16 protein-coding genes and 1 tRNA gene are annotated in these 14,366 nt (G+C 30.5%); 16 read left to right on the forward strand and 1 reads right to left on the reverse strand.

The features are described from left to right. Positions 1-4: 4 nt before the first annotated feature. On the forward strand, positions 5-1,216 hold the full coding sequence (locus tag U8307_RS12415) for a patatin-like phospholipase family protein (protein ID WP_326908322.1): 1,212 nt from the start codon (positions 5-7) through the stop codon (positions 1,214-1,216). A gap of 118 nt (positions 1,217-1,334) precedes the next feature. Here the strand turns inward: U8307_RS12415 and U8307_RS12420 are convergent, their stop codons facing one another. After that, the gene (locus tag U8307_RS12420) at positions 1,335-2,750 is read right to left on the reverse strand and encodes an N-acetylmuramoyl-L-alanine amidase (RefSeq protein ID WP_326908324.1); all 1,416 of its coding nucleotides are present in this window, start codon (positions 2,748-2,750) and stop codon (positions 1,335-1,337) included. A 359-nt stretch (positions 2,751-3,109) separates the two neighbouring features. Here U8307_RS12420 and cysS point away from each other — a divergent pair, with 359 nt between their 5' ends. The 15 genes from cysS to rplK all read left to right on the forward strand — a co-directional run bounded on the left by cysS (position 3,110) and on the right by rplK (position 14,319). Further along, positions 3,110-4,525 carry a cysteine--tRNA ligase gene (gene cysS / locus U8307_RS12425; RefSeq protein ID WP_326908326.1) on the forward strand — a complete coding sequence of 472 codons (1,416 nt, stop codon included), beginning with the start codon at positions 3,110-3,112 and terminating at the stop codon, positions 4,523-4,525. After that, positions 4,525-4,995 carry a Mini-ribonuclease 3 gene (locus U8307_RS12430; protein WP_326908328.1) on the forward strand — a complete coding sequence of 157 codons (471 nt, stop codon included), beginning with the start codon at positions 4,525-4,527 and terminating at the stop codon, positions 4,993-4,995. Before cysS ends, U8307_RS12430 begins: the two co-directional genes overlap by 1 nt. After that, positions 4,961-5,689 carry a 23S rRNA (guanosine(2251)-2'-O)-methyltransferase RlmB gene (rlmB, locus tag U8307_RS12435; RefSeq protein WP_326908330.1) on the forward strand — a complete coding sequence of 243 codons (729 nt, stop codon included), beginning with the start codon at positions 4,961-4,963 and terminating at the stop codon, positions 5,687-5,689. The genes U8307_RS12430 and rlmB overlap by 35 nt, the downstream gene beginning before the upstream one ends. A 1-nt stretch (position 5,690) precedes the next feature. Next, a complete protein-coding gene (locus U8307_RS12440; RefSeq protein ID WP_326908332.1) occupies positions 5,691-6,209 on the forward strand; it encodes an NYN domain-containing protein in 519 nt (172 codons plus the stop codon). 60 nt (positions 6,210-6,269) lie between these two features. Continuing rightward, positions 6,270-6,926, forward strand: a complete 657-nt coding sequence (locus tag U8307_RS12445; RefSeq protein WP_326908334.1) for a sigma-70 family RNA polymerase sigma factor — start codon at positions 6,270-6,272, stop codon at positions 6,924-6,926. 299 nt (positions 6,927-7,225) lie between these two features. Continuing rightward, positions 7,226-8,509 (forward strand): dicarboxylate/amino acid:cation symporter, encoded by a 1,284-nt coding sequence (locus U8307_RS12450; protein ID WP_326908336.1) that lies wholly within the window; start codon positions 7,226-7,228, stop codon positions 8,507-8,509. Positions 8,510-8,530: 21 nt separating this feature from the next. Beyond that, positions 8,531-9,889 carry an aspartate aminotransferase family protein gene (locus U8307_RS12455; RefSeq protein ID WP_326908338.1) on the forward strand — a complete coding sequence of 453 codons (1,359 nt, stop codon included), beginning with the start codon at positions 8,531-8,533 and terminating at the stop codon, positions 9,887-9,889. A gap of 24 nt (positions 9,890-9,913) precedes the next feature. Next, complete coding sequence (locus U8307_RS12460) at positions 9,914-10,732, forward strand: 3-keto-5-aminohexanoate cleavage protein (protein WP_326908340.1); 819 nt, start codon at positions 9,914-9,916, stop codon at positions 10,730-10,732. 135 nt (positions 10,733-10,867) lie between these two features. Continuing rightward, positions 10,868-11,227: a DUF3870 domain-containing protein gene (locus tag U8307_RS12465; protein WP_326908342.1), complete on the forward strand. Its 360-nt coding sequence runs from the start codon at positions 10,868-10,870 to the stop codon at positions 11,225-11,227. 117 nt (positions 11,228-11,344) lie between these two features. Continuing rightward, a tRNA-Thr gene (locus U8307_RS12470) sits at positions 11,345-11,420 on the forward strand. 26 nt (positions 11,421-11,446) lie between these two features. Next, positions 11,447-12,640, forward strand: a complete 1,194-nt coding sequence (tuf, locus tag U8307_RS12475) for an elongation factor Tu (protein ID WP_326908344.1) — start codon at positions 11,447-11,449, stop codon at positions 12,638-12,640. A gap of 268 nt (positions 12,641-12,908) precedes the next feature. Then, positions 12,909-13,058: a 50S ribosomal protein L33 gene (gene rpmG, locus U8307_RS12480; RefSeq protein WP_326908346.1), complete on the forward strand. Its 150-nt coding sequence runs from the start codon at positions 12,909-12,911 to the stop codon at positions 13,056-13,058. A gap of 20 nt (positions 13,059-13,078) precedes the next feature. Then, positions 13,079-13,291 carry a preprotein translocase subunit SecE gene (secE, locus tag U8307_RS12485; protein WP_326908348.1) on the forward strand — a complete coding sequence of 71 codons (213 nt, stop codon included), beginning with the start codon at positions 13,079-13,081 and terminating at the stop codon, positions 13,289-13,291. Positions 13,292-13,308: 17 nt separating this feature from the next. Beyond that, the gene (gene nusG, locus U8307_RS12490; protein WP_326908350.1) at positions 13,309-13,836 is read left to right on the forward strand and encodes a transcription termination/antitermination protein NusG; all 528 of its coding nucleotides are present in this window, start codon (positions 13,309-13,311) and stop codon (positions 13,834-13,836) included. A gap of 57 nt (positions 13,837-13,893) precedes the next feature. Next, entirely contained in the window at positions 13,894-14,319 is a 426-nt protein-coding gene (rplK, locus tag U8307_RS12495) for a 50S ribosomal protein L11 (RefSeq protein WP_326908352.1), read from the forward strand. The last annotated feature ends 47 nt before the right edge of the window (positions 14,320-14,366 follow it).

A 14,366-nucleotide genomic window follows, 5' to 3' on the forward strand; every position in this document is an offset into this window, starting at 1 on the left:
AAGAATGTATGGGTTAGTATTAGAAGGGGGAGGAGCCAGAGGTGCCTATCATGTAGGAGCGTATAAAGCTTTAAAGGAATTAAATATTGAAATAGGTGGTATTTCTGGCACTTCTATTGGTGCTTTAAATGGTGCTTTAATGGTTCAAGGTGATGATAAAATTTTAGAAGATATTTGGTATAAAACAAATTCTTCTGATTTATTTGATATTGACGAGAGTGCCATCATTAATCTAAAAACTTTTAATTTGCAAGAAATAAATCTCCCCTATTTATTAAATATTTCTAAAGAAATTTTAAACAATAGAGGGTTGGATACTTCGAAAATCAGAGCCCTTTTGGAAACTTATATTAATGAAGATAAAATTAGAATATCTGATAAAGATTTTGGTATAGTAACATACAATTTAACTGATAAAAAACCAATGGAGCTTTTAAAGGAAGAGATACCTTATGGCAGACTTATTGATTTTTTAATAGCAAGTGCTAATTTACCAGCATTTAAAATAGAAGAAATGGACGGAAAAAAATATTTAGACGGTGGATTTTACGACAATCTACCAATTGGTGTACTTGCAAAAAAAGGATATACAGATTTTATAGCAGTAAGAACTTTAGCAATAGGCATTGTAAAAAAGGTAAAGTTAAAGAATATTAAAGTAACATATATACAGCCTGTGGAAAGCCTTGGAGGTGTAATAGGAGCATTAGACTTCAATAGGGAACGGTCCGAAGAATTTATTAATTTAGGCTATTATGATACTATGAAAGTATTTAAAAAACTTAAGGGTTATAAATATTATTGTTATCCTTATAAAGGAAATTTTATAGAATTCATGTCAGAGTTTATTATACTTAAAAAAGGTAGAATTAGAAATATTGGCATAATATTGGGTTATGAGGACTTACCAGTAGAAAGAATGTTATTTGAGAAAATAATGCCTAGATTAGAAAATATCCTTGAAATGAAAGAAAACAATGATTATCAAGATATTATAATCAGATTAGTAGAACAAATTGCTGATAAATATGAAGATATTGAAAGATTTAAAATCTATAATATGTTAGAGTTTCTTAATCTAGTAGTTTGTAAGTTCAAAGAATGTCCTTTGAAGTATACAAAAAATGTGCCAGCATTTATAAAACATAATAAAATATTGTCATTAGCAGTTAAGGAAAGTTTGATAATTGAAATTTTTGCAAAACTATTTATATGACAACTTGTAAGGTTTTTAATTATTATAATACGCTAGCTAAGATCTCTAATTTCAAGTGTATGAGATGCTTAGCTAGCGTTCAGGCTGAAATAAAGAAATTGTTCATATTCTTTATTTATTAATTTAAGAAATAATCAATTATACCATCTGCAATCTTTTGTACCATTAGGTTTTGAAAACTTGCGTCGTGAATATTCATTTCTTCTTTAGGATTTGACATAAAACCAATTTCTATTAGAGCGGCAGGGGTGTTAGTTTCTCTCAACACTTCATAATTTCTATCTAATATACCATCTCTATATACACCATTAATCGTTACAGCGTTTAAATAAATTGATTCTGCTAAATCGTACCCATGTTTTGTATCTTTGTAATTTATAGTATTATAATACGTTGATAAACCAAAGTAATCACTGTTTCCCAGCGAGTTATGATGAATTGACAGTAATATATCTGCATTAAGATTATCTGCCATTTTACCTCTCGCTGTGTTGTTAATATAGGTATCATCATTTCGCGTCATATAAACTGTCGCACCAAGTTTTTCTAATTTATCTTTAAGCTTATAAGCCACAGTTAAATTTATATGTTTTTCATATTTCCCTGTGAAACTAATAGCACCAGGATCTTTTCCTCCGTGGCCAGGGTCGAGTAAAATTTTTTTGCCTCGTAAAGGATTAATTGTTTTCAAATAATCATTGCTGCACCAACCAACTTGTCCATTATCATAAAGAACTTTATCCCATCCGTTTTCTGTTGCAATAACTTTAACAGAAGAGTTTGTTTTTATTGTAGTTATTTTTTCATTATCTGATGATGGTCCCGTTCTTAAATTCAAGTTATCAGAAGTAAGTTTATACCCATAATGACCTTCTGAGTAATAATTCAAATCATAGGTAGTAAGCCACCCTGCAACATAACCAGTTTGTTTATTTGGTAGTTCTACTTTTAACCAGCCATTACTTTCACCTAAAACAATATAGGAATCATTTTTATTTCCTTGTACAATTATATTACTATTAGTAGAAGCATCATCTCTAATATTTATCATATCATGTAAGAGATACACTTCTTCTAGCTCCTTAGAAACAATATTTGTTAACCAACTAGCTACATAATATTCTGAACCATTATATTCAATAATATGCCAGCTATGGTAAGTATCAATATATTTTGCCTTTTCATTTGGCAATAATTGTCCTACAATTTTAGAACCGGTTGTAGGAGATGTACGAATATTGATTCTGTAATTAGAATAGTTCACAACATATCTTGAAGCAGGGACATTAATAAAATATTTTTCTATCCAGCCATTTTTTCCATCTTCGGTTTTAACTTTATACCAATCATTATTTTCTTCTATTATTTTAACTTTGGTATTCAATTTTAAAATATCATTTACTGAAGAAGTATAATTAGGCTCGTTATAAATACCTATATTAGAAATATTGGTGTAACCTGTAATAGTTTCGCCATATGTAACAGTTATAGTAAAAGTTAAAATAAGAAACAGCAATATTAAAAATTTTTTCATATTTCATCTCCCTCGTATAAGAACTATGTACTTTGTAAATTACAGAAATTATAACATAAATAGACAAAAAAACCATTACAAATACATTACATAGTTAGAAAATGAGAATAAATTAAACAGCTAAAAAGTAACACAATATTAAATTTGAACAAAAATAACTTGATACAATATGTTCATTATTATATAATGTTATAACAAAAGAGAAAAAATAGGAGAATAGCAGAGAATTAATTAGTGAGCAATAGAATACAATAGAAAAAACAAATGAAATAGAAATATGTAATACATAATTTATAGTAAGTAAATTGTTAATAATTGTAATCAATCGTTAAAATAAATAATTGTTATAGGAGGATTTAATGAAACTTTATAATACATTATCAAGATCCATAGAAGATTTTCAACCGATAGATAATAATTTAGTTAAAATGTACACTTGTGGTCCTACGGTTTATAACTATGCCCACTTAGGAAATTTAAGAATGTATATACATGAAGATGTTTTGGAAAAAGCTCTAAGATATATTGGATATAATGTAAAAAGGGTAATGAATATTACAGATGTTGGACACTTGGAATCAGATGCAGATGAAGGTGAAGACAAAATGTTGAAAGGAGCTAAAAGAGAAAACAAAACTGTTTGGGAACTAGCTCAATATTATGCAGATGCTTTTTTTTCTGACATAGAAAAATTAAATATTAAAAAAGCTGATGTAGTTGCTAAGGCAACAGATTATATTAATAATTATATAGGATTTATTGAGGGGTTGGAGAATAAAGGTTTTACATACATAGCTAATGGAAATGTGTATTTTGATATAACCAAAGTAGAAAATTATACTAAGCTTTCTGGAATGGATTTAGATCAATTAAGAACTGCTTCTAGAGATGATGTTTCTATAGATGTACATAAAAAGAATCCTCAGGACTTCGTTCTTTGGTTTACTAAATCTAAATTTGAAAATCAAGCAATGAAATGGGATTCACCATGGGGAGTTGGTTATCCTGGCTGGCATATAGAATGTTCAGTAATAAGTCTTATAAATTTAGGGGAACAAATGGATATACATTGTGGAGGTGTAGATCATATACCAGTTCATCATACTAATGAAATAGCTCAAACAGAAAGTTATACAGGTAAAGATTGGGTTAAATATTGGTGGCATGGTGAATTTCTAATAGACAATGAAGGGAAAATGAGTAAATCAAGTGGAGAATTCCTTACGTTATCTCTGTTGGAGAAAAAAGGATTTAATCCTCTTTCATATAGATATTTTGTTTTAAATTCTCATTATAGAAAACAACTTGCGTTTTCCTTTGATTCACTTAAATCTTCTGAAAATGCATATTTAAAATTAAGAAATAGAATAAAAATTATAAAGAAAAATAAAAGAGAAGACGAATTAGTAAATGATGGTGTAAATAAATATAAAAAAGAGTTTAAAAGTTGTATTGAAGATGATTTAAATACAGCAAATGGTATTACTGTTTTATATAATATGTTGAAGGATGATGATTTAAATAACAATGAAAAATTATTTCTTATTGAAGATTTTGATCAAGTTTTATCCTTAGATTTGTTGAAGAATGAAGATGAATCAGAATATATTAATGAAGATGAAGTAAAACGTATAGAAGAAATGATACAAAAAAGAACAGAAGCAAAGAAAAACAAAAACTATCAACTTGCTGATTCTATTAGAGCGGCTTTGCTAGAAAAAGGTGTTATTTTGGAAGATACAAGACAAGGTGTTAATTGGAAAAGGGTAAGGTAATGGGAAAAACTAATAATGAAATAATGAGAAAAATGAATTCCATTGTGTCATATAAGAATTTCATGCATTCACCTGCACAACTTGCTTATGCAGGTGATGCTGTTTATGAGCTACTTGTGAGAAGTTATATTGTTGATAATTATGAATGTAGTGTAAATAAAATGCATAGAATTGCAGTAAAGTTTGTTAAGGCAAAGGCTCAAGCCAATATAATTAAGGAGTTAGATTATATATTAACTGATGAAGAAAGGAAAGTTGTTAAAAGAGGAAGGAATTCAAAAGTTACTTCTTCTCCTAAAAACGTTGATTTCATGGATTATAGATATGCAACAGGATTTGAAGCATTGTTTGGTTACTTATATTTAAATCATGAAATTGATAGATTACTAGAATTGTTTAATAAAACGATAGAAATATTAAAGAAGGAAGATAAAGATGAGGATAATAGAGGGAAGAAATCCAGTGATTGAAGCTTTAAAAAGCGATTCTCAAATTGATAAAATTTTAATCAATAGAGAAACTTTGGGTTCTGTGACGAGGATACTTCAATTAGCAAAGGAAAAGAATATAACAGTTAAATACGTAAATAAAATTGCTCTTGATAAATTAAGTGAAAACGGAAGGCATCAAGGAGTTATAGCTGAGGCGATGGAATATGAATATAAGGAAATTGACGATGTTTTGGAATATGCATTAAAAAAAGGAGAAAAACCATTTATTGTAATTCTTGATGAAATAACAGATGTTCATAATTTAGGCGCAATCATAAGAAGTGCAGAATGTTTAGGAGTGCATGGCATTATAATTCCAAAACGAAGAGCTGCACAGGTCAATGGAATTGTTGCAAAATCTTCTGCTGGAGCTATTGAATATTTACCAGTTGTTAGAGTTAATAATATAAGTAAAACTTTAGATGAATTAAAAGATAAAGGACTGTGGATTTTTGGCGCAGATATGGATGCAAAAAAATATATTTATGATGAAAAATATGATGTTCCTATAGGCTTAGTAATAGGAAGTGAAGGAAAAGGTATAGGTAGGTTAGTTAAAGAAAAATGTGATATTTTAATAAAGATTCCAATGAACGGAAATGTTAATTCGTTAAATGCTTCTTGCGCTACTTCTATAATTATTTATGAAGTTATTAAGCAAAGAGGAATTTAAAATGGCACGAATGAAAAAGGAGTATTTATTTATTGATGGATATAATATTATTAATCAATGGTCATATTATAGGGATGTAGCTAAAAATATTGAAAATAGCAGGAATAAGCTTATTGAATTATTAATTGAATATCAAGCATATAAGGGTATAAAGGTGGTTGTCGTATTTGATGCACATCTTGTAAAGGGAAGTTTGGAAAAAATAGAAAAATATGCTGGCATTGAAGTTGTATATACTAAAGAAAACGAAACAGCAGATAGCTATATAGAAAAACAGCTTGATAAAATTGGAAGATATGAACGTGTACAAGTAGCTACTTCTGACAATTCAATACAACAAATAGTTTTAGCCAGAGGTGGTACACGAATTTCTGCTAAAGAAATGTTGTTAGAGTTAGAAAATACAAAATTAGATATTAGGACAAAAACAGAACAAACTCGACAGAAAGGAACAAATGTTGACCAAGTCTTAGATTCTGAAACGTTGAAAAAGCTTGAAAAATTAAGAAAAAGCATATGACTGGTTGACGAATTATATCTATCTAATTTATAATTTTAATATTAACTTAATGGGGGAAATATGGTAAGTTCAATTGGGTTATTCAACGATTTTATCTATGAAAGTGAAAAATATGAGGGGCTTTCTGATAAAGAACTTATTCAAAAAATTAGGAATTGCGATAACAAAGCAGAAAGATATTTATGCAAACGATATGCGTTTATTGTAAAAAAAATAGTTAGTTCGTTTTTCATTATGGGGGGAAGTGTAGACGATTTATTTCAGGAAGCTATGATTGGCTTTCTAAAAGCCGTGAATAGTTATAATATAGAATATGATTGTAACTTCAGAAGCTTTGCTGAACTATGTATTCGCAGACAAATTGTTTCTGCTATAAGAAAAACTAAAAATAATGATTTATTAAACAGATGTATTTCAATTTATGATACAATAAATTCGGAAGATGGGGAAATCGTTTTTGACAAATTGCAGGATAAGGATAGTCTTAATCCAGAAGATGTTTTTATAAGTAAAGAAGAAATTTCCACATATCAAACATTTACAACAGAAATTTTATCAAATTTAGAAAAATCAGTACTAAGGGAATTCGGAAAAGGTAAAACATATGAAGAAATAGCTTTAACATTACATAGAGATATTAAATCAATTGATAATGCTTTACAGAGAATTAAGAAAAAAATAAGAAATAATAAAGAGAAATTCTCAAAAGATAAATAGATGTTGTTTTTAAAATTAGTAAAAAAATATTGACAATGTTTTCACTATGTTGTATAATAATCTATGAAACGAAACAATATTTTTATAATTTAATATTAAGACTGCTTAATTTGCGATAATGTTGTGAAAGTATGTAAAGCAATATTATAAAACAAATTTAAACCAGCGAATATGTCTATTTGAATAGATGTGTTTATGCTGGTTTTTTTATTGTAGAATTCAACTTAGCGTCTAAATAATTTTTATTATTTCGGTTTTTAGCGTTTATAACGCTAATAATATAAAATAAGGAGGAATATATGGAAAAGAAAAAATTTGAACTTAAGTTGTATCACAAAATTTTTATCGGCCTAATATTAGGTGTAATCGTAGGAATCATTTTTAGTAATATGGGTGGCCCTGACAATCCAACCATAGCAAAGATTTTAGAAGTATGTGTTTTCGTTGGTAATTTATTTTTAAGGTTGATTAAAATGGGTATTGTTCCGTTAGTATTTTTCTCTATAACTAGTGGAGTAATCAGTTTAGGTGACATTAAAAGACTTGCTAATACTGGAGTGAGAACAATTTTACTATTCTTAGGGACTTCAGCAGGTGCAGTAACAATTGGTTTAATAATTGCTAATATTATAAAACCAGGTTCAGCAATGGATTTAGGAAGTGTTGCAGCTGATAGTATTGAGATGAAAGAACTACCTGGTTTTCTTGATTCTGTATTAGATTTCTTCCCAGAAAATCCTATAGCTTCCATGGCTAATGGAACTATGCTTCATATTATTTCATTCTCTATATTTGTAGGTATAGCACTTATTATGGTTGGAGAAAGAGCAAAGCCTGTAACTGATTTTATTGAAATTTGTTCAGAAACAATGTTTAAAATAATAGACATAGTTGTAAAGTTTACACCTTATGGGGTTTTTGGATTAATGGCAAATGCAACAGCACAATTTGGTGTTGAAATCTTTGGACCTATACTTAAGTTTATAATTGCAGATTATTTATCAGCAATAACATTTACTATTGTTGTTTTATGGGTTATATGTTTAGGCCTAATTGTGAAAGTCAATCCAATTAAATTCTTTAAAAAAGCATTTGAACCATGGTTAATTGCATTTAGTACATGTACATCTTCTGCAGCGTTACCAGTAGCTATGAAACTTTCTAAAGATGTTGGTATACCAGAAGAAAATTCAAGTTTTGTACTACCATTAGGTGCAACAATGAACATGAATGGTACTTGTATTTATTTTGGAATTATAGTTGTTTTTGCAAGTCAGCTTTATGGTATGGATTTAAGCATTGCAACACAAATTATGTTAGTATTCCAAGCTACATTATTAGCAGTAGGTTGTGCTGCTGTTCCGTCTATAGGACTGGTTATCAGTATAACTTTATTAGAAAGTATGGGACTACCATTAGAGGCAATTGCCTTAGTTGCTGGTATTTATCGTATAGTTGATCAGATTCATACAGCTACAAACTCTCATGGAGATTTAATCGTTGCAGCAGTTGTATCTAAACTAGAAGGTACATTTGACTATGAAAGATTTAATACAGAAAAAGTTGATATAACAAAAGCGTAATTAAAATCAGGAGGTATAATAATGAGTTTAAACAAAGCACCAAAAAATGAAGTGTTTTATCGTAATCAAAATTGGAATTATCCAAAAGTAGTAAAGGGAGAAGGAGTTTTCCTTTATGGAGAGAATGGTAAGAAATATTTAGATGCATGTTCAGGTTCTGCAGTTGCTAATATTGGTCATGGAAACAAAGAAGTTGCAGAATATACAAAAGAGCAAATGGAAAAAGTTGCATTTACTCATTTGTCAAGATGGACTGTTGATACTATAGAGGACTGTGCGCATAAATTAGCTCAATGGACTCCTGGCGATTTAAATCATGTATACTTTGTATCAGGTGGTTCAGAAGCAACAGAGACTGCACTTAAGCTTGCAAGACAATATTTTGTTGAAAGAGATGGAAAATCAAGTAAATGGAAAGTAATTTCAAAATGGAATTCATTCCATGGTAATACAATTGGTTCATTATCTATGACTGGAATAACAGGTAGGAAGAAAATTTATGATCCAATATTAGTGCAATTCCCTAAAATTCCGCAATTCTATCATTATAGAAACATGTGGGGTTGTGATACTTTAGAAGAGACAAGTATTAAATGTGCTCAAGCTTTAGAAACAGAAATACTAAGACAAGGTCCTGAAAATGTTATGGCATTTATCAGTGAACCTGTAGTTGGTTCAGCTGCACCTGGTGTACATCCAACACCTATATACTTTGAAATGGTAAGAGAAATTTGTAATAGATATGATGTGTTATGGATTGATGATGAAGTTATGGCTGGTTGTGGAAGAACAGGAAAGAAAATGGCTATAGAACATTATGGCAATGTAGTACCAGATATTATTTGTACTGCTAAAGGAATGAGCTGTGGTTATACACCTATTGGAACAGCAACTGTTAGCGATGAAATTCATAATACAATTATGGTTAACGGTTCTGGTAGCTTCCATCATGGACATACATATGCTGGTAATCCATTGTCAGCGGGTATTGCTTGGAAGGTTATGAGTATCATTGAAAGAGAAGGATATGTTGAAAATAGTGCTAAACAAGGTCAATACCTAATGGAAAAAATGCAAGATTTATACAAATATCCTATAGTAGGAGACATCAGAGGTAAAGGCTTAATGATTGGTGTAGAATTTGTTAAAGATAAAGCTACTAAAGAGCCGTTTGATGCAAAAGAAAAAGTAAATAGCAAGATTACTAACTATTGTCTTGACGCTGGCATTGTACCATATCCTGGTGGTGGCTCAGTAGATGGAGTAAGAGGTGATCATGTTTTAATAGCTCCACCAATCAATATAGCAAAAGAAGAAGTTGATATATTATTTGAAGGACTTGAAACAGCTATTAAGAAAACATGTGATGAAATATTATAATATATATGTTTATGGAGGTGGCTTATGGAAAAGCTAATATTAACAATCGCACCAACTGGGAATGTCCCAACTAAGGAAAATAACCCAAATGCACCATTAACTGTTGATGAAATAGTTGCGGATATAAAGAAATGTAAGGACCTTGGAGCTGCAGTTGCGCACATACATGTAAGAGATGAAAACCTTAAGCCTACAAGTGACAGAAAATTATTTAAAGAAGTATTAAATAAACTTGATGAGGATAAAGTTGACATAATCAAACAAGTATCTACAGGTGCTAGAGGTGGGGAAAATACCATAGCATGGAGAAGTCAAATGCTTGATTTACCAAATGCTGATATGGCTAGTTTGTCTACTGGGTCTTCAAACTTCCCTAGTGCTGTAAATGCTAATTCGCTTGAATTAGTTGAAGCATTAGCAAAGAAGATGTTAGATAATAATATTAAACCAGAAATTGAAGTATTTGATACTGCAATGCTATTCCAAGCATTATTTTATCAAAAAAAGGGCATTTTAAAAGGGCCACTTCACTTTAATTTTGTTTTAGATGTTAAGGGTTCAATGCCAGCAACGCCTAAAAATTTAATGTTCTTAGTTGATAATCTTCCAAAAGATGCTACATGGAATATATCTGGTATTGGCAACTCTCAAGTTCAAATGATAACTATGGCAATAGCAATGGGTGGTCATGTAAGAACAGGACTTGAAGATGTTTTGAAATACAATAAAACTACTTTAGCAACAAATGAAATGTTATTGCAAAGAGTAATAAATATAGCTAACGCAGTAGGAAGAGAAATAGCAACTGCTGATGAAGCAAGGAAAATTTTAAATTTAAATTAAAGATATCGTAAAAAAAGAGAAACAGGGATGCAATAGCTATTGTACCCCTGTTTTTTTATATAAATCTTGACATAGGCTTTTAAAAAATATATATTATTATTATTGATTTGGACATTATATTTATGGGAGGTTTCTATGAGAGAAGGATATAAGACTAATTATAATGATAACACTGTATATTTTATATCATATGCTAGACTTCCAGAAAACATACCTGCAGCGTTATTTAATGGATATGTAGGATTAGGTTTAGTAATAAATTATGAAACTGGAATAATAGAAGACAATAGCTGTACTTTAGTTACAAAAGAAGCGAAAAAGTTTTTAAATGACTTAATAATAGGATATAATATTTATGAAAATGATGGAGTTGAACCTTTGATTAATGAAATCAAATCTAGATTTCATGGAGCTTCACAGAAAAGTTTATGCGCAATACTAAGAGACGGATATAAAAAATTCTGTAAGTGGAAAATAGAAAATCACATTAAGTGATAATAAAAAGAATAAGGCGGAGTTATGACTCCGCCTGAAAAGTTAGAAGCTTATATTATTTGATGCAATTTGCTATTGACAATAAATTTTGTTAATAGTAAAATAGTATTGAAAAATGCCTGTGTAGCTCAGGAGGTAGAGCACTTGCATGGTAAGTAAGAGGTCACCGGTTCAAATCCGGTCGTAGGCTCCAATGAAAAATCCTAGGAGGAAATAAAAATGGCAAAGCAAAAATTTGAAAGAAACAAACCCCATGTTAACGTAGGAACAATAGGCCACGTTGACCATGGTAAAACAACACTAACAGCAGCAATAACAATAACATTAAATAAGAGAAACGGAACTGGAGAAGCAGTAGCATTTGACAATATAGATAAAGCTCCAGAAGAAAGAGAAAGAGGAATCACAATATCAACATCACACGTTGAGTATGAAACAGCAAATAGACACTATGCACACGTTGATTGTCCAGGCCATGCTGACTATGTAAAGAATATGATTACAGGAGCAGCACAGATGGATGGAGGAATCTTAGTAGTATCAGCAGCAGATGGACCAATGCCTCAAACAAGAGAGCATATCTTACTAGCAAGACAGGTTGGAGTACCATCATTAGTAGTATTTTTAAACAAAGCAGATATGGTAGATGATCCAGAATTAATCGAATTAGTAGAGATGGAAGTTAGAGAACTTTTATCAGAATATGAATTTGATGGAGATAATACACCAATTATAGTAGGCTCAGCATTAAAAGCATTAGAAGATCCAGATAGTGAATGGGGAGACAAAATAGTAGAATTAATGCAGGCAGTAGATGATACAGTACCTACACCAGAAAGAGACCAAGACAAACCATTCTTGATGCCAGTAGAAGATGTATTCTCAATCACAGGAAGAGGCACAGTTGCAACAGGAAGAGTTGAAAGAGGAATATTAAAGGTACAAGATAAAGTACAAATTGTTGGATTAAATGATGAACCAACAGAAACAGTATGTACAGGAGTAGAAATGTTCAAGAAATTATTGGATCAAGCAGAAGCAGGAGACAATATAGGAGCATTACTAAGAGGAGTGCAAAGAAGTGACATCCAAAGAGGTCAAGTATTAGCAAAACCAGGAACAATAACTCCACATACAAAGTTCAATGCAGAAGTATATGTATTAACAAAAGAAGAAGGTGGAAGACATACACCATTCTTTAATGGATATAGACCACAGTTTTATTTTAGAACAACAGATATAACAGGACAAATAGACTTAGAAGAAGGCGTAGAAATGTGTATGCCAGGAGATAACGCAACATTTGTAGTAGAATTAATCCATCCAATAGCAATAGAAGAAGGATTAAGATTTGCTATTAGAGAAGGCGGAAGAACAGTTGGTTCTGGAGTTGTTACTAAAATTATTCAATAATAATTGCTAAGTACAGTCTTTGTTATAAAGCATCAATTTATGCAAAAAAACTATTGACAAGTTTTATTAAATATTGTAGAATAAGTTGCTGATAAATTTTTATTAAGCTTTTGCTTTTGGCAGAAGCTTTTTTTAATGATTAACATATGTTTAATAAAAATTTAAGATAATCACATAATAAAAATATTGACAGGTCAACAGTTTTATGATATCTTAAATTGGATAATGAGTCTTATTGTGTAAATAAGGACCTTGGAGGTGTGAAAAAATGAGAGTTGCAGTTAAATTAGCTTGTACAGAATGCAAACAAAGAAACTATGACACTACGAAAAACAAAAGAGAAAATCCTGAAAGAATAGAGTTAAACAAGTATTGCAAATTCTGTAGAAAGCATACTCTTCATAAAGAAACAAAATAACCATATTGAGGTGTTAGTAAATGTCAAATAGAGAAAATGAAAAACCAAAATTTACAACTCGAGTAAAGAGCTATTTCAGGGGTGTAAAATCAGAGTTAAGAAAAGTAAATTGGCCTACAAAGAAAGAATTGACAAACTATACAGTAGTAGTTCTTGTGACAACTTTGGCTATGACTTTAGTAATTTGGGGACTAGATCTTGTATTTGAAAATTTAGTTGCATTAATTGTTTAAAAAGGAGCTAAGCAGGTATGAAACAAGAATCACAAGGATCAAGATGGTATGTCGTTCATACATATTCGGGACATGAAAATAAAGTAAAAGCGAATATTGAAAAGCTTGTTGAAAACAGAGAAATGCAGGATATAATTTTTGAAGTTAGAGTGCCTGTAGAAGAAGTATCCGAAGTTAAAAATGGCAAAAAGAAAATTAAAGAAAGAAAAATGTTCCCTAGTTATGTAATAATTAAAATGATTATGACCGATGAATCTTGGTATCTTGTAAGAAACACAAGGGGTGTTACAGGTTTTGTAGGTCCGGGGTCTAAACCGGTTCCATTGACTGATGAAGAAGTAAAGGCACTTGGAGTTATAGAAAGACTTCCTGTTATAGAATTAAATGCAGGAGATACTATAAAAGTTAAAGAAGGTCCTTTTGAAGAATTTATAGGTACTGTAGAAAGCATTAGTCAAGAAAAAAGAAAAATTAAAGCTTTTGTATCAATGTTTGGAAGAGAGACTCTTATCGAACTTGATTATGATCAGATTGAGAAAGTATAAAAACTTTTCAATAAATAAGATGATACCGTCGTTTTACGATTAAGGAGGTGCAACGATATGGCTAAAAAGGTAACAGCTATAGTTAAACTGCAGATTCCAGCAGGAAAGGCTACTCCAGCTCCACCAGTTGGTACAGCATTAGGACCTCACGGTGTGAATATAATGGGATTTTGTAAAGAATTTAATGCTAAAACAGCAGATCAAGCAGGTATGATAATACCAGTTGTATTAACTGTTTATCAAGATAGATCTTTTACATTCATCACAAAAACTCCGCCAGTAGCAGTTCTAATTAAAAAAGCAGTTGGTATCGAAAGTGGTTCCGGCGAACCAAATAAAAAGAAGGTAGCAAATTTGTCTAAAGAAAAATGTGAAGAAATTGCTAATATAAAAATGCCGGATTTAAATGCTAATACTATTGAAGCTGCTATGAAATTAGTAGCAGGTACTGCAAGAAGTATGGGCGTAACAGTTGAGGAATAATTTTTAGGCAAAGCAGTGGGAGGCTAAATGGCTGATTGACCACAAAG

It is taken from the genome of Sedimentibacter sp. MB31-C6 (assembly GCF_035934735.1).
Classification (GTDB): domain Bacteria; phylum Bacillota; class Clostridia; order Tissierellales; family Sedimentibacteraceae; genus Sedimentibacter.